Source organism: Paenibacillus sp. FSL R5-0744 (genome assembly GCF_037972555.1).
Taxonomy (GTDB): Bacteria; Bacillota; Bacilli; order Paenibacillales; family Paenibacillaceae; genus Paenibacillus_AQ.
The window spans coordinates 2,308,857-2,326,847 of sequence record NZ_CP150228.1 but is presented as its reverse complement, the minus strand read 5'-3'; the positions used below and the strand labels follow the sequence as shown (position 1 = coordinate 2,326,847).

20 protein-coding genes and 1 tRNA gene are annotated in these 17,991 nt (G+C 44.4%); 6 read left to right on the top strand and 15 right to left on the bottom strand.

The features are described from left to right. Nucleotides 1-60: 60 nt before the first annotated feature. The 4 genes from MKY19_RS09925 to MKY19_RS09910 form a co-directional block, all read right to left on the bottom strand. The gene (locus MKY19_RS09925) at nt 61-513 is read right to left on the bottom strand and encodes a YtxH domain-containing protein (RefSeq protein WP_339270230.1); all 453 of its coding nucleotides are present in this window, start codon (nt 511-513) and stop codon (nt 61-63) included. 100 nt (nt 514-613) lie between these two features. Beyond that, entirely contained in the window at nt 614-1,279 is a 666-nt protein-coding gene (locus tag MKY19_RS09920; protein WP_042186789.1) for a metalloregulator ArsR/SmtB family transcription factor, read from the bottom strand. Between the two features lie 59 nt (nt 1,280-1,338). Beyond that, complete coding sequence (locus tag MKY19_RS09915) at nt 1,339-1,779, bottom strand: HepT-like ribonuclease domain-containing protein (RefSeq protein ID WP_339270228.1); 441 nt, start codon at nt 1,777-1,779, stop codon at nt 1,339-1,341. Between the two features lie 210 nt (nt 1,780-1,989). Continuing rightward, nucleotides 1,990-2,277 carry a Dabb family protein gene (locus tag MKY19_RS09910; RefSeq protein WP_042126253.1) on the bottom strand — a complete coding sequence of 96 codons (288 nt, stop codon included), beginning with the start codon at nt 2,275-2,277 and terminating at the stop codon, nt 1,990-1,992. A 164-nt stretch (nt 2,278-2,441) separates the two neighbouring features. Here MKY19_RS09910 and MKY19_RS09905 point away from each other — a divergent pair, with 164 nt between their 5' ends. Both MKY19_RS09905 and MKY19_RS09900 read left to right on the top strand, forming a co-directional pair. Next, the gene (locus tag MKY19_RS09905) at nt 2,442-3,026 is read left to right on the top strand and encodes a helix-turn-helix transcriptional regulator (RefSeq protein ID WP_076283191.1); all 585 of its coding nucleotides are present in this window, start codon (nt 2,442-2,444) and stop codon (nt 3,024-3,026) included. Between the two features lie 147 nt (nt 3,027-3,173). Further along, entirely contained in the window at nt 3,174-3,977 is an 804-nt protein-coding gene (locus MKY19_RS09900) for an MBL fold metallo-hydrolase (protein WP_042186783.1), read from the top strand. Here the strand turns inward: MKY19_RS09900 and MKY19_RS09895 are convergent. The 5 genes from MKY19_RS09895 to rpmG form a co-directional block, all read right to left on the bottom strand. Continuing rightward, nucleotides 3,959-4,603: a class I SAM-dependent methyltransferase gene (locus tag MKY19_RS09895; protein ID WP_339270224.1), complete on the bottom strand. Its 645-nt coding sequence runs from the start codon at nt 4,601-4,603 to the stop codon at nt 3,959-3,961. The two genes, MKY19_RS09900 and MKY19_RS09895, sit on opposite strands and share 19 nt — an antisense overlap. A 21-nt stretch (nt 4,604-4,624) precedes the next feature. After that, nucleotides 4,625-5,374 (bottom strand): GNAT family N-acetyltransferase, encoded by a 750-nt coding sequence (locus MKY19_RS09890; RefSeq protein WP_339802373.1) that lies wholly within the window; start codon nt 5,372-5,374, stop codon nt 4,625-4,627. Nucleotides 5,375-5,389: 15 nt separating this feature from the next. Beyond that, the gene (locus MKY19_RS09885) at nt 5,390-5,815 is read right to left on the bottom strand and encodes a DUF6157 family protein (RefSeq protein WP_339802369.1); all 426 of its coding nucleotides are present in this window, start codon (nt 5,813-5,815) and stop codon (nt 5,390-5,392) included. Between the two features lie 120 nt (nt 5,816-5,935). After that, nucleotides 5,936-7,147, bottom strand: a complete 1,212-nt coding sequence (locus MKY19_RS09880) for a GTP-binding protein (RefSeq protein ID WP_339802365.1) — start codon at nt 7,145-7,147, stop codon at nt 5,936-5,938. 50 nt (nt 7,148-7,197) lie between these two features. Beyond that, nucleotides 7,198-7,347, bottom strand: a complete 150-nt coding sequence (gene rpmG / locus MKY19_RS09875) for a 50S ribosomal protein L33 (protein ID WP_076283195.1) — start codon at nt 7,345-7,347, stop codon at nt 7,198-7,200. Between the two features lie 199 nt (nt 7,348-7,546). Here rpmG and MKY19_RS09870 point away from each other — a divergent pair, with 199 nt between their 5' ends. The 3 genes from MKY19_RS09870 to MKY19_RS09860 are packed head-to-tail and all read left to right on the top strand — an operon-like array spanning nt 7,547 to nt 10,485. After that, nucleotides 7,547-8,575 carry a GTP-binding protein gene (locus tag MKY19_RS09870; protein WP_339246855.1) on the top strand — a complete coding sequence of 343 codons (1,029 nt, stop codon included), beginning with the start codon at nt 7,547-7,549 and terminating at the stop codon, nt 8,573-8,575. After that, nucleotides 8,572-9,561 carry a permease gene (locus tag MKY19_RS09865; RefSeq protein WP_339270215.1) on the top strand — a complete coding sequence of 330 codons (990 nt, stop codon included), beginning with the start codon at nt 8,572-8,574 and terminating at the stop codon, nt 9,559-9,561. Before MKY19_RS09870 ends, MKY19_RS09865 begins: the two co-directional genes overlap by 4 nt. Nucleotides 9,562-9,609: 48 nt before the next feature. After that, nucleotides 9,610-10,485, top strand: a complete 876-nt coding sequence (locus MKY19_RS09860; protein WP_339802359.1) for a TIGR03943 family protein — start codon at nt 9,610-9,612, stop codon at nt 10,483-10,485. Here MKY19_RS09860 and MKY19_RS09855 read toward each other — a convergent pair. From MKY19_RS09855 to MKY19_RS09835, 5 genes are all read right to left on the bottom strand, one after another. Continuing rightward, nucleotides 10,478-10,873, bottom strand: coding sequence for a NusG domain II-containing protein (locus MKY19_RS09855; RefSeq protein WP_339248508.1), 396 nt, complete (start codon nt 10,871-10,873; stop codon nt 10,478-10,480). The two genes, MKY19_RS09860 and MKY19_RS09855, sit on opposite strands and share 8 nt — an antisense overlap. A gap of 101 nt (nt 10,874-10,974) precedes the next feature. Continuing rightward, complete coding sequence (locus tag MKY19_RS09850) at nt 10,975-14,064, bottom strand: PAS domain S-box protein (RefSeq protein ID WP_339270209.1); 3,090 nt, start codon at nt 14,062-14,064, stop codon at nt 10,975-10,977. 221 nt (nt 14,065-14,285) lie between these two features. Further along, nucleotides 14,286-14,843: a DUF2812 domain-containing protein gene (locus MKY19_RS09845; RefSeq protein WP_339802355.1), complete on the bottom strand. Its 558-nt coding sequence runs from the start codon at nt 14,841-14,843 to the stop codon at nt 14,286-14,288. Next, nucleotides 14,840-15,169 (bottom strand): PadR family transcriptional regulator, encoded by a 330-nt coding sequence (locus MKY19_RS09840; protein WP_339802353.1) that lies wholly within the window; start codon nt 15,167-15,169, stop codon nt 14,840-14,842. Before MKY19_RS09840 ends, MKY19_RS09845 begins: the two co-directional genes overlap by 4 nt. Before the next feature lie 338 nt (nt 15,170-15,507). Continuing rightward, nucleotides 15,508-15,591, bottom strand: a tRNA-Leu gene (locus tag MKY19_RS09835). Between the two features lie 269 nt (nt 15,592-15,860). On the opposite strand from MKY19_RS09835, the gene MKY19_RS09830 reads away from it, so the two are divergent. Then, nucleotides 15,861-16,622, top strand: coding sequence for a methyltransferase domain-containing protein (locus tag MKY19_RS09830; RefSeq protein ID WP_339802351.1), 762 nt, complete (start codon nt 15,861-15,863; stop codon nt 16,620-16,622). A gap of 86 nt (nt 16,623-16,708) precedes the next feature. Here the strand turns inward: MKY19_RS09830 and MKY19_RS09825 are convergent, their stop codons facing one another. Beyond that, nucleotides 16,709-17,932 carry an MFS transporter gene (locus tag MKY19_RS09825; protein ID WP_081951083.1) on the bottom strand — a complete coding sequence of 408 codons (1,224 nt, stop codon included), beginning with the start codon at nt 17,930-17,932 and terminating at the stop codon, nt 16,709-16,711. Between the last annotated feature and the right edge of the window lie 59 nt (nt 17,933-17,991).

Here is a 17,991-nt window from a genome sequence, read left to right as displayed (position 1 = left end):
CTATTAAAAGAGAATAAGTACTTTTTGACCGTAAAACCAAACACTCCATCCACTGTTTCATTATGCGATTTCGTTATTATCCTTGTCATCTGGCTGAGCTTCTTCAAGACTGGCTTCTTCACTGCTTACTTCTTCATTTACAGGCGATACCTCTAACTCCGTTACCTCTTCCAAAGTGGCCGCTGCCTCTTGAATCGTTTCTTCCGTAACAGTTCCACTTACTGCTACAGTAGCAGTATCTTCTTCTACAGCATTCGAACATGATTTGCTCCATTCGCGAACCTCATGGACTACATGACCTATAGAATCCTTAGCTTTGTCATACAGCTCAACGCTCTTGTCTCCAGCCTGCACGGCAATTCCCTGTACCTTTTCAATGCCAGCAGCTGTTCCTTCCGCAATATCCTTGCGCAGCTCTTTACCTGGCTTAGGCGCGAACAGAAGTGCTGTCACTGATCCAACCACACTTCCGACTAAAGCTCCCCATAACAAACCTTTTGTGTCCTTTTTCATCGTTTCATCTCTCCTTTAAATTCATTGCTCCCCGCTCTACCGGGCTAATGCCTATATCTGCTATATCATAAGCAGCAGGAGTTTGTCTTGTGACTAATTATTACGACTTTTCAGAAGTTTTGTCTGTTACATTTTTGGGTGCAATTGCGTATCGGCAGCATTGTCCGCCTTCTGCCATACATTCACTTCGTGTAACCTTAGCATCCAGCAATTCCTCAAATAGGCTATGCTCGCATTGACAAGCTTTACGATACTGAGTAGCCACCTGGCGAATCGGGCAGTTGTATTCTTTTATGACATACGAACCATCCTCTTCTCGGTTCCACTCCGCCATATATCCACCAGCGTTTTGGATCGACGATAACTCAGCTACTCGCTCTTCCAAATTCCGGCGTTCCATCATCGGTGCATACTGGGTGAGCATCCGGCGACGGCGTCCCTCAAACAATGTATTAACAGCTTCCAATCCACTGCCATAATCCAATTCACGCAAAAGCTCCAAAGCCAGGTTATGATAGCTTTTTGGAAAATACTCTTCGGACTTCTCCGTTAAAGAATACATATGTAAAGGCCGCCCCATCGCTTGCCGAACCACTTTTGTCTTAGCAAGTCCCTCCTGCTCCAGCTGAAGCACATGACGGCGGACACCCATCTCTGTAATTCCCAATTCTTCTGCCAGCGCGCCGATGGTCAGTGGTCCTTTCGTCTTCAGGAGCGTCATAATCAAGTGCCTTGTCGATCCATTTTCCTGCCCCATCTTCATCATAAAGGAACCCCCTCTCTTTCACGGCTACCGCCTATTTTATATGATTCTATCTTATGCTATTATAGCGTTACACCGGACCCAAGTTCCTGATCCAAATAATTCCCTACTTCAACAGCAAACTTCTCTAGCACCTCTGAAAGGATTGGTGTGAGCGGGTGTAGTGCTTCTCTTTCCCAGGCAAAATAATCCTGCACGAGCGGCTTACGAAGTGCGACAAGCTCTATCAATCGCTCGTAGATCTCACTTTTACCTAGTACTTTTTCTTCATGTATAATTGAAATGATATCCTCATAACTTCCGGCATCACGCATAATAAAACCGTCAATCAGACAACTACCAACGTCCGTAACCACCTCTATCGCCAGATGAAGGCAGCGTTCTTGTATTAGTCCGGTTAAAGTATTGCCATCCCATGCAGCTGTTACAGTCCGAAGACCTGTAGTTATATCTGGGATTTGAGCAAGAATGGTTTCGATTTGTTTGCGGTTGACATAATACACAGCAATACCCCCATGTCAAAAATAGTTAGAGAAATCTGCATTATCCCTACTTACCGCGTTTGCCGCGGCGTTTCAGCCAAAAGAACATAATGAAACATGCCGCAAGAAAAACGACCAAATAAGTTAACGCTTCCATCGGATACTCGAGCTCACGCATTCCTGTCACCGCTTCCGGTATAAAATGATGATGCTTGTTAATCAGTAGATCGCTTAAATTACGTAATCCACAGCAATTGAAAGTTCTTTAACTTCATTAATATGAGCTATAACTTCCTTATGCGCCGGATGAACCTGATAAGCCTGTAAATCATCTAGAGAAGCTACCACCGTAACTAAAGCAATATCAAAGGATCGATCAGAATGAATGATATCAGCACCCACTTCAATCGAAAGGAGCTGCGGGATTTTACCTTCCATATTTCGCAGTACGGCTACCGTTGCCGCAACGCTTTCTTCGGACCGGTCCTTCAATTTAAAAAACACAATATGCTTGATCATTCTATCTCGCTCCCTGTTGTAATATTGTAATTAGATATTAAAAATATATCATAAGCGTACGCGTTCTGGAAGAAACTTAAAAAGTGATGTCAGAAATAGCAGCATTAACCATTGCCGATGTATATGAAAGTGTTGTAGTATATTTTTAAAAAATCGGAGGAATTATGCCTAGTAACCAACAAGAAACTCATAATATCCAGGCGTGGTCTCTGATCAACCGCAAATATCTTGGACAAGGCGTTCGTGTAAAAAGATTCCGCCGTCCAAAGCGCAGCCAGATTAGAAACCGTGTGTTACTTGCTGTATTGATGGCTAAGGATATCAAACTTTCACGACTCGCAGAAGATCTTGGTATATCCTCTCGCAGCGTAAGCGCCTGGGTATACGAAGGTCGTATCCCTTCCAACAATAACATTGACAAGACCTGCCGCCTACTCGGGTACCCGCCCCACATTTTGTTCAATGAAGCACTGATTCGTCAGAGTCCAATTGTATGTCAACCAACTCCTTCACGATTTATGAAAAGAAGTATTACCAGTTCGCCCCGCAGCAATGTGATTCTAACCGGCCTCTGTATGGTTTACGATTTTTCCGTAACCGATGTAAGTATTTGGATAGGTGTTCATCCCGGGACGTTTCGAAAATGGTTGCACAGCAGCCATCTGCCTACCCCTGCTCTGCAGGAAAAAGCCGAAACCTTCTTCCGAATTCCACGACATATTCTATTTGCAGACTGCGGAACGCTCTAATGTGATCCTATCGCTTAATAAGTTCAAGGCCAGCCCTTCTTCCTTAATTAGGAGAAGGGTTTTTTGCCATATTTTTTTCTTAAAAAAGGGTCATACTACTGTTTAGGTACATTGTTCAGTACTAAAGAACGGAACAGGAGGCGTAAGATGAGACTTGACGGAATACTATCTGAAGGCTACACCGATACTTGGGACGTGGCCCCCGGTGTCATCGGACTACGAACCATGTTCGTAAATTGCGCATTCATCGGCCAGCCCAATTCGGACTGGATCATTGTAGATACGGGACTTAGCTCTTACACAAACAGAATTATAGATTATGCTAAGGAGAAGTATGAGAAGCCACCGGTGGCAATTATCCTGACTCATGGGCATTTTGACCATATCGGAGGTGTGAAAAAGCTTATTGAGGAATGGAATGTACCCGTGTATGCTCACCCACTAGAGCTTCCTTATCTAACAGGTAAAGCGGATTATCCTCCAGCCGATCCGGCCGTAGGCGGCGGGCTGATGAGTATGGTGTCCTCATTATTTTCACATCATGGTATCGACCTTGGATCAGCTATACATCCATTACCCGAAGACAGAACCGTCCCCGGAGCAAAGGGCTGGAAATGGATCCATACACCTGGACATAGTCCCGGACATATTTCACTATTCAGACCAGAAGATAAGGTACTGATTGCTGGTGACACCTTTCTTACAGTCAAACAAGAGTCCGTATTCGCAGTAGCTACCCAGCATCAGGTGGTGCACGGCCCACCCTCTTATTTCACGACGGACTGGGAAGACGCGGAAAAGTCGGTCCGCACACTTGCGTTGCTAGATCCTCATATCGTTCTCTCTGGACATGGGGTGCCTATGGAGGGTGAAAAATTATCTACTCAGCTTGCTCATTTATGCAAGAATTTCAAGGAAATGGCGTTGCCGGGTCAAGGGAAGTTCGTTTGATCGTTTGATTTCCTTGCTAATATAGACCTTAGGACGTATTGATGGGCAGATCCCTGAGGATCTCTAAGTATCTCCATATGGGTACCAGTCTTTATAATTTCCGTGTGCTCAAAATGCTGTTTTAAATCAGCTTCACTAAAAAAATGAGCATACTTTCCTGCTTTATATTCATAGGTCGCAGGTTCCAAACATGCTCCACAGCCGTAATTCGGATCCTCATCTGAAAAAGAAGTAAAATAAAGCAGACCTCCGGGATGGAGCTGTTCCAGACAATTTGTTAGCAACCTACGACGATCCTCAATAAGAAATAGATGTAACAAGTCATAGCAGTAGATAGCATCAACCTTTGTCTCGAGACTGCAGTCTAACACGGAACCGGAAATAAAAAAGCATGCGGAGTCCCACTCGGCCGCAATCGTAAGTGCGGCTCCGCTTAATTCAATACCAGTAGTCTCAAATTCACTGGAGAATACCTTCGTATTCCGTCCATAACCTGCTCCTGGCACCAGTACAGACTTCACATTATGCTTACGAAAGAGCTCCTTTGCCTCCAAAGCCGTAAGGCTTGGATCAGTTCCCCAGACCATTCCTTCCTGAGCGAACCGCCGGTTCCAGTAATCGGACATTCATCATCGCCTCACTTCGCTTTAATTGCCCACCACTCTATACCAATATTGATATATCTCCTTAAATCCGAGCTTGTCATACAAAGCCGAAGCACCAGCATTCGCTTGTACAACCTGCAAAAAAGCGGTTGTTGCTCCCTGCGTCTTTCCCCAGTGTAGCAATGCAAGGAGCAATTGTTCCGCCATACCTTGTCTACGCTGATCGGTAGCAGTGATAATATCAAAGAGACCTATGTATCCGTTCTGAATAATGCCCAGACCACAAGCGGTAGGAACACCGTCATTAAACAAAAGAATATAACCCTGCTGAAAAAGAGAAGCGGATAACATTCTAGTTAAGGTGCTCTGATTCACAACAGACAGCTCAGCAAGCTCAGTGAAGGCATTAAGCCACTCTTCCGTCAAGTTCTCCTGAATCTGTACGTGAAATCGAAGTTCAGGAGCAGCTAATCCCTCCAGGTCTAGTATCCTTACAGATGATGGCTCGACAACTGTGTAACCACGCTCCGCTAGCGCCTCATCCAGGTTCGCAGGCTGGATATACGGCGTTATTTTAAATACTGGCTTTAATCCAGCATCCTTATAGTACTGCTCAGCAAGCTTAATTTGGTTTGTAAGATCCACAAGAGAGCTTTTTTCTCCGTATAACGGATTGACCGAATTAGCTCTTTTCGTATATCCAGCTGCTGTGCGCAGAACCCAGCCATTCAGGAGAACACTCTGCTCCGCTGGCCAAGTATTAAGTGTGATTTCTTCAATTGCTTTATACAAGTTATCTCCTCCTTATTAGCCATGTTCCCGCTTATTACGCATCGCTGGCAGGAGCTTCACTGCTTCATCAGCATACGAAATATAATAGTCATATTCGGGAGACTCCTTACCATAAATGGCTATTTTCCCCTCATGGTTGTAATGGACACCCCAGCCGAATCGCTTCGGAAGTAGAGAGGCTCGCAGGCATGGATGGTTTCTAGAGAATAGCTCCTTCCACATTTCTTCCCTACGGGTCACACGATCTTCTAGCGGAATTTGTTTATGGCGTACATGAACCTCAAACAGAAGCTCTTCATGATTGTATTTGTAAGGCTCATTAATAAGCAGCTCATATTGAATCACATGCGCAGGCGGGAGTGTACGGCAAGACATCGGCGGGATTCCCGTTTCCTCAGGACAATCCTCTGCTACACGTATGAAAGTGTTTGTATAACTCATGGGCATCACCTCTATTTTTAATTGAAATATATTCCTTCTATGATAATTCATAGTCACTATAATTGCACAGCAAAAATCCGGAACCTCAACCTCCTGGATTCCGGATTTTCATCTGAATTTCTATTCCTCAGCCACTGCCGCAAGGAGTTCTTCAACAGGCCACGGAAGTGGATTATTAAACGTTGTCCAATCCTGCTTCAACTCATCTTTCGTCAACAAACATCGATCCAATCTCGCTTCGATTTGTGCTGAGTCCATACTAACACCGATAAACACGATTTCATTCATTCGATCGCCCCACCGCTCGTCCCACTTGGCTTTCATTTCAGGTTCGCTTTCCAATACCTCCTGCTGCTGATCCTCAGGCATTGTAGCTAGCCAGTAGCCGGCAGGTCCGAACTGAATCGAGGGTCCAGCCTGGCTGATACTCGCTGCAAGATCACCCTCTGCGGCAACCCATACAATCCCTTTCGCTCTGACAACTTCCTCCGGCCAATGACTAAAGAAAAAGCTTAACCTTTGCGGATGAAAGGGTGTTCTCCTGCGATAGACAAAAGAAGATATTCCGTATTCCTCCGCCTCAGGCGTATGTGTCTCCTTGTTAAGCTCCGTAATCCAACCGGAGGACAAGCTTGTTTTTTCAAAATCAAACAATCCAGTATTAAGAATCTCCTTCGGATCTACTACTCCGTTAACCGTACGGATCAGCTTGGCTGTCGGCTGAAGTTTGCGAAGCACAGCTTCAAGCTTGTTAAGCTCTTCTTCTTCTAGCAGATCACACTTATTAAGCAATAACACATCACAAGTCTCGATCTGATCAATGAGCAAATCCACAATATCGCGATAATCGTCTTCACCAGCCGTTTGATTACGATCGATCAGACTATCACCAGAAGAGAAGTCATGCCAGAATCGGCCAGCATCCACAACGGTCACCATCGTGTCCAATTGAGCGAGTGAAGTCAAATCAATATCCAGTTCTGGGTTCGCATAAGTAAAAGTCTGTGCCACCGGAACAGGCTCGCTAATGCCAGATGATTCAATGAGGATATAATCAAAACGGCCTTCAGCTGCCAGCTTTTGTACTTCGACAATCAAATCGTCGCGGAGTGTACAGCAGATACATCCGTTAGACATTTCCACTAATTTCTCTTCCGTTCTAGAAAGCACATTACCTGACTTCACCAGGTTGGCGTCCACATTCACTTCACTCATATCGTTAACGATAACAGCAACTTTCAAGCCTTCACGGTTGTGCAAGACATGATTTAGCAGTGTTGTTTTTCCAGAGCCCAAGTAGCCACTTAGCACCGTAACGGGGATTTTTTTCATTCCGATCACTCCTATCATTGATTAGCATTTATGTTTGGCATTTATAGCTCTTACCGGGTTTCGCGGTGTAATGTAACTCTTTTCAGACGTGGACAATATTTTTTCATTTCCATACGTTCTGGGTGATTTCGCTTATTCTTGGTAGTTGTATAGTTACGATCTCCTGTCTCCGTGCATGCCAAAGTAATGATTACTCTCATTGTTCCATCTCCTTTTTTAAATCGTAATAATTACGATTAACATATCGTACACGTTTTATTCACAATCTGTCAACTATGATCTTGTAAAAATTCCAACTCTCTTAATTTTGTGGTCTTTCTTGCGAACAAATCACGTATAGATGGAAATATAAAAATATGATTCTTGTATTTCCAAGAGAATCAGGCAGGAGTGGAGATCATGAAGATACCAGTAATTATTTTGAGCGGGTTTCTGGGGAGCGGGAAGACAACTCTGCTGTTGTCCCTGCTGAAAGAGAGCAAGGTAAGGGGTCTGAACCCTGGCGTAGTTATGAATGAGCTGGGAAAGAGAGATGTAGATGGGTATATTCTGCAGGAGCATACGGGTGCAACCGTGACTAAGCTACTGGACGGATGTGTATGCTGTAGCCGTAAAGAGGATTTGGCAGACAGCCTACTGGTACTGCTAAGAGGACGCCCCGATGCTATTTATATCGAGCTTACTGGCGTCGCGAATCCGGAAGAAATCGCCAAAACATTACAAGAAGCCGCTCTTCAAGAAAGGGTCGAATTGCATTTTACGATCACCTTATTGGATGCAGAAAACGCCTTGGAATATAACAGCAGACTCTCCTCTGACAAACAGCTGGTTCGTACGCTTCGCAAGCAGCTGTCCACCGCTGATCTCATTGTCGTTAATAAGAGCGATCTTGTAGAGCCTGAAACCTTATGGCGAATTGAAAAAGGTGTCCGAAAACAAAATACAGAGGCTGAAATCGTATATACCCATTACAGCGAAATCAACCTTTCACCGATATTATCAGGAATCACCCCACGTAAAATCATCGCTCCCGCGCCACAACGAGCACCTCAAACCTTTAAAGGCGCAACTCTTAAACAAATGAATTCAGAACAGGGAGCTACAGCAGTAAAAGAACGGCAAGAAGAGCCCCACGCTTCTTTTTCCCAAGTGACCGCCATCACGTTAACCATTCCGCAAGCAGGGACTATAATGCCTTCCAAAGAACGGCTAGAGGCTTTCTTTCAAGAATGGGGTGACAACCTGCTCCGTGCCAAAGGCCATATCCTTTTGTCCGAACAGGAACCGGTTCAACTTGTCCAATATGCGGGAATGCGTACAAGCTGGGAGGCATCACGTTACCCTGGAATGCCTTATGTGGTATTCATCGGGATAAATTTAGATGAGGAACTGCTGGCAGATCGGTGGTCCACCTTATTCGAACCTTGACTACCCTTTCCCCTTTAAAACTACTGCCGCTGCTTCTGCCGATCTCATTCCTGATTATCATTGGTTTTATATGGGTGCCAAATCACCTGGAGCTACTAGACAACGCGTACATCGACACGTTCAAAACCGGCTTTATCGGGATTTTGCTAGAAGCCTTGCCGTTTGTGTTAGCAGGAGCTTTATTATCCTCGCTGCTTCGCGTCTTTATCCCAGATGAAATGATCTCCCGCTGGATTCCACGGCAGGCGCTTCCGGCCATTTTATTCGCTTGCCTGCTCGGAATTATTTTTCCAGTATGCGAATGTGGAATGATCCCTCTCGTCCGCCGACTAATCCATAAGGGGATGCCTGTCTACGTGGCGATCGTGTTTATTTTATCCGGACCCATCCTAAATCCAGTCGTCTATGGAGCAACACTGACGGCATTTCGCAACCACTCAGAACTGGCCTATGCCCGGATGGGTCTAGCTTTTGTAGTCGCCTGTATTATAGGCTTGATTATCTATGCAACGGTGAAAAAGTCCCCGATACGCCTTAGCGTTCAGCGCGAAACCGATAACACTCATCATAATAATTCTCGTGGAGGAAAGTTAGCCGCCGTCTTCGTGCATACCTCGGATGAATTTTTTGAGATGGGAAAATACTTAATCATTGGCTGCCTATTGACCGCTGGCATTCAGACGTTTATGGTTCAGGACAGTTTGGCTGCGATCGGAGATAAGCCGCTCGGGTCTTATTTTTTCATGATGGGCCTGGCATTTGTGCTTTCGCTCTGTTCCACCTCAGATGCCTTTGTAGCTTCCACCTTTGTACATTCTTTTCCAGCAGGAGCACTGCTCGCTTTTATGGTATTTGGGCCGATGTTAGATTTCAAAAATTCATTGATGTTACTCTCGCTGTTTAAGACCAAATTCGCTCTTTATTTGTTCTTTCTTATCTTTTCGAGCGTATTTATCGGAGCCGTACTCATGTCCTTATGGCTGTAATCATAGAGGTGGCAAGCAGATGCTTACCCCATTGTTAGGAGGAAGCGCATGAATGACTCTCGAAGCATCCGATTTCACTATTTGTTAAGGGCGGTCATTCTGCTCGCCTTTGCTCTCTATATTGGGCATTTAGTGCAGCAGGACGCTTTGCATTATTATGTAGCGCCTAAGCTAGCACGCTGGGTTCAGTTATGTCCGATTCCTCTGACACTAATGGCGCTCAGCTTGGCCATTCAAGCCTTATTTGGTAAGGGAAATGTGCTATGTGACTGCGAGCATCGCCTCCCACATTCCATATTTAAAAGTACAGCGCTTTATGGATTATTCCTGTTTCCACTGCTGCTTGGATTTGCACTTCCTGATCGTGCCTTGGGAAGTATGGCCGCTAGTAAAAAGGGGATTTCGTTCTCCTCTTTACCATCAGAGACTACCAACGCAGTTAGATTCGAATCGATTGATCCTTATCATGAGGAGCTCACCGAGCTAGCTAAGATCTTATATGGGCAGCCTACTATCCCTGTGTATTCTGATATTTTTTCTGAAACACTAGGCGCTATTGACATGTATAAACAACAATTTGAAGGCAAAGAAATTTCCGTTTCCGGTTTTCTATACCGCGATGACAGTGAAACGCCAGAGAATGTTTTTGCCATTGGCAGATTTCTGGTTCAGTGCTGTACCGCCGATGCTACTCCGTTTGGGATGTTGGTTGATTCCGGCAAATTAAAAAGCTTGCCCACTGATACCTGGATAGAGGTTCGGGGCAAGCTTCAAATTGTGCAATACAAAGGCCAAGAAATGATGCAAATACGCGCAGAAGCAATTACACCTATCGCGCAACCAACAACACCCTACATTTACACGAGTGCTGACTCCATAACCGCATGGAAAGCTTTGACGAATACGGCCAACCCTACTAAATAATTGCGTCCAGCTCATCCTCATCATCCACAGATCGGTTAGGGTTAAATACTTCAACCATAATACGGGCGGGTATACAGATGATTTGCTGCTTTGGCCTAGAAATAAACCCCATTTCCAAAGCGATTCGCAAAGGAGCGTCAGAATATGTCATTTGGATCCCGTAATCAAATACCTTTAAGGTATTGTGACCAAACTTCGATTGAATATCTATAATTTGCTCTTCTTTAGTCAAAGAAACGGTCTTGTATTCCTTACCATCAACCGTAATTATAGCTTTCAAATCGCCTTGTTGATACTGTTCATTATGGGTGTCCCACCACTTGATTCCGTAAATCAAACCTGCTGCGAATAGAGCTAAAAAAATGATTACAAAATCACCACGCTTCATCTTTAACAAGGTATGGATCCTTTCATTGACAATATATTCGTAATAATTACGATTACAAATATATTAATCTTACGCCCTTTTGTCAATGACACTCCTCATCCTTAACGAATCCGAGTAGACCAATCTTTTAATACCCTGTCAAGCTCCTTTATGGAGATAGGCTTGGAGATGAAATCCTGCATTCCTGCACTCAGGCACATGTCTTTATCTTCATTTCTGGCAAAAGCTGTGGCCGCAATAATAATGGGAGACAGCCCGAGCTTCTCACGTATGATTCCTGTTGCTTCTATCCCATCCATAATAGGCATCTGAATATCCATAAAGACGAGATCATAATCCTTGGACAGCACAGCTCGAACTGCTTCCTCGCCATTTGATGCAATGTCAGGGAAGTATCCCCTCTTCTTCATATAAGCCAGCATCAGTTGCTGATTCACAGGATGATCTTCAGCGATGAGAATAGACATCGGTCCATATTCTCCCGTATCAGATGCTCTGGCGTTAGGTTTATTGCTTTTGTCTGTATCCACTGAAGGGTGGAGCGTAACCTTCTGATTCCATTCCTCTTTTGGCAAAGAGACCTCCACGGTGAAAAAGAACTCTGAGCCATGTTCCTCACAGCTCCTCACACCAATCGCTCCTCCGAGCAGCTCCACCAGCTTTTTGCTAATCGCCAGTCCAAGTCCTGTTCCGCCATATTTTCGATTAATGGAAGGATGCAATTGCGAGAACGATTGAAACAATAACCCTTGACTGGCAACCGGGATCCCCAAGCCCGTATCTTTAACCATGAATTTAACGATAATATTTCCTGACTTTTGAGAAGCTACCAGGCTGGCAGAAATACTAATTTCACCTGTCTCCGTAAATTTCACCGCATTTCCCACTAAGTTCACGAGAATTTGGCGCAATCTTGCCTCATCCGTCACAATGACAAATGGAAGATCAGGTGCAATATTGATAGTTAATAACAACCCTTTTTCTTTGACCTTCGGATAGAATAGCTCACTAACGTTCTGTATCACTTCACGCAAGTCCACCATTTGCAGTTCAAGTGTCATCATGCCTGCTTCAATTTTGCTGAAATCCAGCACTTCATTCAAAATATGAAGCAATGCTTCTCCGCTACTTGTAATGATTTGTGTGTAGTAGCTCTGCTCTTCATTTAACTCTGTCCCTGAGAGCAAGTCTGCCATTCCTATAATACCGTTCATAGGCGTACGCAGCTCATGGCTCATGATCGCTAGAAACTCCGATTTCGCCCGATCCGCTTCCTCTGCAGACTCCTTCGCTCGCACAATCTCCTTCTCTTCTGTGATATCTCGGAAAACCACTACAGCCCCGATCCGCTCTTCTCCATCAAAAAGAGGAGTCATGTGATATCTGACCAAAAAGCTGGAACCATCTTGCCTCCAAAACACACCCTCTTTCTCATCAAAAGAGCGATTATTGAAGTGCGAGGGAATCAGCGTCTTCTGAATGCCCAAGAATGGCTCATTATCCAGCCAAGTCTGATGAATCGTATGGAATTTGCTGTTCAACCATTCCGTTGGATCGTATCCTAGCATAGTAATCGCCGCTGGATTGATGAACATCGTATCCCCTTCAAGATTCATACCAAATATGCCTTCAGATACCGAATTCAATATTAGAGCATGCTCGTTACTTAACTTCTCTATTTCTTCAAAATGCCGCGCCCGTTCCGCAATGTCCCGGGTTACACACACAAGCTCCCGTCCTCCAAAGGTCTCCGAGTAAATATAGCGAAGTGTTGTTTCCGTCCAAATGTACGTTCCATCTTTGCATAGAAACCGAAAGGTCACAGGGTCGAGCTTCTTCCCTTCCATACAGTTGCTAAGATAGGACACCACTTTCTCCTTGTCTTCAGGATGTATGTAATCAATACCTCTCGTTTCGTACATTTCTTCCGGTGTATAGCCGAACATCGTCTGGCAAATGGGTGATGCATATAGATAGATGAGGTCTCCGTCCGCTGTATTACGTGAAATGAAATCCATTGAATTTTCCGACAGGAGTCGGTAATTCTGCTCACTATCACGCATCTGTTCCTCCATTTGATGACGTTCAGTCACATCCTGGGCAATTCCGCTGATCTGTAGCACTCTTCCTTCCTCATCTTTAGTCACTTCCCAGTGTGCATCCAGAAACTTCAATTTTCCATCCGCACTTTTAATTCTAACCATAACTTCGCCATTCGTCCCATTCGCTAAAGACTGGTGAACCAGCTTTTGAAGTCTAGTAAAATCATCTGGATCAATACAGGAAAGCACTCGTTTGTAATCAAAATAGGAATGATTGCTGTCGTCCAACGAAAAGCCAAAAATGTTACGCATCTCTCTAGAAACCGTCAACCGCGTTTTCGTCGCATCCCATTCCCACGATCCCATTTTCGCAAGATATTGGGCTTGCGCCAGCATATCCTCATATTTCTTACGCTGGGTAATATCGCGGCCGATCGTTAATATCTGCTTGATTTCCCCCTGATCATCGCGTACCACCTGTGAGCTGCTCTCAATCCACAAATAATGTCCGTCTTTATGCCGGGCCCTGCGTGTATACACATCCGTATCAGAATAGAGCTTTCCGTGTTTTGTCATTTCAAGGGCATCTTCTGCGTGATAATACTCAGGTCTTTTCGTACCGATCATTTCATCTGGAGGATATCCTAGCAACAACTCCACTGAAGGAGAAACGTAGTGCAGTGTACCGTCTGGTCCGCCAAAAGAAATCATATCCGGCGTATTTTGTGTGATCAAATTATATAAATGCTGATCTTCCTGAATCTTATCTTCCGCAAGCCTTCGGTCTGTGATATCCGTAAGTTCTGAGATCAAGACAAGGGGTTCACTAGAGTTCTCCTGAAGAATCAGAAATATATGTTGAGCTACCCAGATTATCTCGCCACCCTTACATAAGAACCGTCTTTCTAACTCTATTGCGGTCCCAGGATCTGCTAAGAGATTGTTCAGGATAACGTAATGATCATCATCAGCTACATCGTCTGGATAAATAAGATCTAGATAGCCCATATTTAAAAGCTCTTCTTCAGAGTAACCAAGCATATGGCAAAGTGCTGGATTGGATTGAATCAAGGTCCCTTCCTTGGGAGAGACTACAGCAACCCCTATAGAAGACCGTAAGTATAGTTGCTTAAAAAGAAATTCAGACACCTGTGCAGCCTCCTCTTTTGGTATGGGGACAAACTTTATTACAATTTCGTAATCTATTCCAGTATACCTTTTTTTCGGTAATTAAGCTTGATAGTTGAGTCCTAAATGATAGGCCGGTGAAAAGCAATGAGATTGCGCGTTATCGTCATAGACAAAAAAATAAACAACAAGTCCCGAGTAATCAGGAAAACTGCTGTTTATACATATCACAAGAATAAGGACTATTCTCTTATTAAATTCTCTTGCTGAAGCTTTTTAATTTTCTTACGGATAGGTGCGCCAGCTCTAAAAAAAACAAGTCCTAAAAGAATTAAAAGCCCGCCTAGAATAACATTTACCAAACTAATGCTGTTGGATGAAGTGAAATAATTTGTTAGCCCAATGAGAATGTTGGCTAAACCAACAATGAACTCTAACCACATGACAGAATTCCATAGTGTGTTGATTCGCTTAAAGTGTTTTATTTTGGATTCCAGATCTGTGTAAATATCAAACGCACCTTCGGATGACTTCTTTCTAAGATAAATCCAGCGAACATAGCTGCTAACACACTCTACTCCATTTTCTTCTAAAAACTTGAGGTATGCCATGCTTTCCGGATGAGTAGGCACATTATCTAAAAGCTCAATTCTATACGTATACTCATTCTTAGGCGAGTCAGTAAACACATATTTACACCAGGAGTAGCTTGAAAGGGCTAACCCTTTGGCAGACATTTCATTAAGCCACTGTTCTTCCTTCTCAAAATCCCAAAACAGCTTGCGAACCACATGTTTCATTTGGACTCACCTCCAGCTATTCTCTTCCCATTGGCAATCAGTTCTTCCAACCGGATAAGCTCCCCCTGAATCACTGTCTTCCCTAATTCAGTAATTTCGTATTCCTTTCTTCGGCAGCCTTCTTCCCCTTCTATAGCTCTTATCCATTTTTTCTCAAGCAAGGTGTTGATAGCTCCATATAAAGTGCCCGCTCCAAGATCAACTCGACCATGACTTAAATCCTTCACATTCTGCATAATCGCGTAACCGTGCATTGCGGTGTATAAAGACAATAAAATGTAAAATACAGCTTCCGTTAAGGCTCCTCTTTCTGAGCTTTCAGGCATGATTCCATCTCCATTCTATTACTGTTAGCGATATATCGGTTACCGTAATAATATTATTACGGAAGCCGATATAATTGTCAATACAAAAATACCTATTTTTAGTAAACGCAACCGATCATAACCACGAAAAAAAGCCTATAGCACATGGATATAGACGGTTCATGATCGCAATTTCCTCAACTTGGATCTACCCCATCTAATTAAATCTATTCCTTCCACTACGCATGGGGTGCATCGGACTTAGAAGCCACTAGAATTGGACCACCATCACTTTCTTCAGACATAAAAAATAGGCTTATACAACTGCCCAAGAGCAATTGTATAAGCCTATTTGATGATGCGGTCGAGAGGACTCGAACCTCCACGATATTGCTACCACACGGACCTGAACCGTGCGCGTCTGCCAATTCCGCCACGACCGCACATTATGTACACCAATGAAATAATCACTGTACATAAGAATATACTCTTTTTTCGGATAAATAGCAACATATTTTTAAATCGATGTACAGATAAATCTAACAACAGCGATAAAAGCGATATCATATTCAAATGCCCATAGGTATAACCAATCACAGTTATTCAGTTTATATATTTCACTTATAAGAGGCTGGTATGATACAACATAATTAAAAGAATGTGCTACGTCGGAAATATTAGTGTAATTCCAAACCAGAAAGGACGAATACGTATGAACCAGCAGTGGAACACCGGAACCTATGATACTGATATGGCCTTTGTGTCTCAGTTTGGAGAGTCATTGATTGAGCTTCTTCGCCCCCAGCCTGGCGAACAGATTGTTGATTGGGGATGCGGAACTGGTGCTTTGGCAGCAGCCATCGCTGCTAGTGGTGCCACTGTAACAGGTATTGATGCTTCAGCCGAAATGATTCAGTCTGCCCGTGACAAGCATCCCCAGCTAAACTTCATCTTAGCAGATGGGCAAAACTATGTGGCGGAACAGCCAGTCGATGCCGTGTTCAGCAACGCTGCTCTACACTGGTTGACCGACGCGAACGGAGCAGCTGCTTCTATCACAGCTAGCCTACGAACAGGCGGGCGTTTTGTAGCCGAGTTCGGTGGGCTGGGCAATATCGCTTCTATCGTCACTGAGCTTCCAAATGCTTTTGCCGCTATAGGGTGTAGTGATAAGCTTCAATTACCTTGGTACTTCCCTAGCATCGGACAATATACAACACTACTAGAACAACATGGACTGACTGTTGACCTCGCCCTTTGTTTCGACCGTCCAACCCCACTAGAGGCTGGAGAGCAAGGGTTCCAGTCCTGGCTGAACACTTTTGCTAATGGAATCTTAAGTGTCCTAACACCATCTGAACGAGAAGAAGTCCTCTCTTATATGGAACAGAAACTTAGACCGACATTATTTCAGGATGGCCGCTGGGTGATGGATTATCGAAGAATCCGGGTCGTCGCTTACAAACGCGTCTAACAATGAAGGGCGTGGCTTCTTCCTATGCAACAAAAAAAAGAGTGTACTGGCGCTTGTCCGCACCAATACACTCTTTTTATGACCATCTATCTTCTATCTCCCACATATCGATCGCTACCAGCACCAAGTCCGACAACCAGCAGCAATACGCTTGCACCCAGCAATAAAACAAGCGGCATCGTCCAGCTATTCGTTACATCATGAAGCCATCCGAATAATGCCGGGCCCATTGCTGCAAGCACGTAACCTACGGATTGGGCCATTCCCGACAGTTCCGCTGCTTCTTGAGTGCTTCTTGTCCGTAGACTGAAGAACATCATCACAAGTCCGAAGGCAAATCCTCCGGCAATCCCAAAACAGATCGCCCAGACAGCCATTAAAGCACTGCTTCCCAACCAAATGCCACCGATTCCGATGAAATACAAAATAGCCGTGATGATTACTAGAATACGTTGGTTCTTCATCCGACCTGCCCACAACGGCACGAAGAAAGTAAACGGCAGCTGGGCCATTTGCATTAGTGATAGTAACCAACCTGCATGGCTTGATGACATCCCTCGCTCACCAAGGAGAACAGAGAACCAAGCTATGAAGACATAATAGAGCAACGACTGTAAGCCCATAAAAATCGTTACCTTCCAAGCAAGCGAAGAACGCCACATATTTCCACTAGAGATCGACCCCTTGGCCCCAGTCCCTTGATCGAGCTTGCGCATTTGCGGAATCCAGAACAGGGTTGCTAGCGCAGCGATCATAAACCAAATTGCCAAAGTCCCTCTCCAGCCAAATCCAGCTTGACTAGCTAGCGGTACACTAATACCTGAAGCGACGGCAGCGCATAAATTCATTGAGACAGTATAAACACCTGTCATTAATCCAATTTTGTGGGGAAACTTCCCTTTAATCAGACCCGGAAGCAGTACATTACATACCGCAATAGAAAGCCCGAGTATCGCCGTACCTGTGAACAACAGTCCCGTTCCAGATCCCGACCGGATTAGAATCCCCATAGCAAGCATAACCATAGCAATTAATAACACATTAGCCAAGCCGAAACGGCGAGCTAGCTTTGGAGCAAACGGGGACAAAATGGCAAAAGCCAACAATGGTAGAGTAGTAATAGCTCCTGCTAAAGTGTTCGATAAGCCTAGATCATCCTGAATCATTTGTACCAGTGGACCGACGGATGTGAAAGGCGCTCTAAGTGCCGCTGCGATAAACACAATCCCCAACACTAGCAGCCAGCGATCATATTTGGTATCTGTTAAACCTCTATTTTGAATGTTTCCTTCTCGTTGCGATGCTTTCATCATGTATCCTCCTAAATTGCAACAAGCATAAACGCCTTTGACATCCCTGTAAGGACGGT

What these genes read in the sequence shown, in the direction of transcription:
- MKY19_RS09925 (WP_339270230.1), bottom strand. Translation starts at nt 513, where the DNA reads ATGAAAAAGGACACAAAAGGTTTGTTATGGGGAGCTTTAGTCGGAAGT.
- MKY19_RS09920 (WP_042186789.1), bottom strand. Translation starts at nt 1,279, where the DNA reads ATGATGAAGATGGGGCAGGAAAATGGATCGACAAGGCACTTGATTATG.
- MKY19_RS09910 (WP_042126253.1), bottom strand. Translation starts at nt 2,277, where the DNA reads ATGATCAAGCATATTGTGTTTTTTAAATTGAAGGACCGGTCCGAAGAA.
- MKY19_RS09905 (WP_076283191.1), top strand. Translation starts at nt 2,442, where the DNA reads ATGCCTAGTAACCAACAAGAAACTCATAATATCCAGGCGTGGTCTCTG.
- MKY19_RS09900 (WP_042186783.1), top strand. Translation starts at nt 3,174, where the DNA reads ATGAGACTTGACGGAATACTATCTGAAGGCTACACCGATACTTGGGAC.
- MKY19_RS09895 (WP_339270224.1), bottom strand. Translation starts at nt 4,603, where the DNA reads ATGTCCGATTACTGGAACCGGCGGTTCGCTCAGGAAGGAATGGTCTGG.
- MKY19_RS09885 (WP_339802369.1), bottom strand. Translation starts at nt 5,815, where the DNA reads ATGAGTTATACAAACACTTTCATACGTGTAGCAGAGGATTGTCCTGAG.
- MKY19_RS09880 (WP_339802365.1), bottom strand. Translation starts at nt 7,147, where the DNA reads ATGAAAAAAATCCCCGTTACGGTGCTAAGTGGCTACTTGGGCTCTGGA.
- rpmG (WP_076283195.1), bottom strand. Translation starts at nt 7,347, where the DNA reads ATGAGAGTAATCATTACTTTGGCATGCACGGAGACAGGAGATCGTAAC.
- MKY19_RS09870 (WP_339246855.1), top strand. Translation starts at nt 7,547, where the DNA reads ATGAAGATACCAGTAATTATTTTGAGCGGGTTTCTGGGGAGCGGGAAG.
- MKY19_RS09860 (WP_339802359.1), top strand. Translation starts at nt 9,610, where the DNA reads ATGAATGACTCTCGAAGCATCCGATTTCACTATTTGTTAAGGGCGGTC.
- MKY19_RS09855 (WP_339248508.1), bottom strand. Translation starts at nt 10,873, where the DNA reads ATGAAGCGTGGTGATTTTGTAATCATTTTTTTAGCTCTATTCGCAGCA.
- MKY19_RS09845 (WP_339802355.1), bottom strand. Translation starts at nt 14,843, where the DNA reads ATGAAACATGTGGTTCGCAAGCTGTTTTGGGATTTTGAGAAGGAAGAA.
- MKY19_RS09840 (WP_339802353.1), bottom strand. Translation starts at nt 15,169, where the DNA reads ATGCCTGAAAGCTCAGAAAGAGGAGCCTTAACGGAAGCTGTATTTTAC.
- MKY19_RS09830 (WP_339802351.1), top strand. Translation starts at nt 15,861, where the DNA reads ATGAACCAGCAGTGGAACACCGGAACCTATGATACTGATATGGCCTTT.
- MKY19_RS09825 (WP_081951083.1), bottom strand. Translation starts at nt 17,932, where the DNA reads ATGAAAGCATCGCAACGAGAAGGAAACATTCAAAATAGAGGTTTAACA.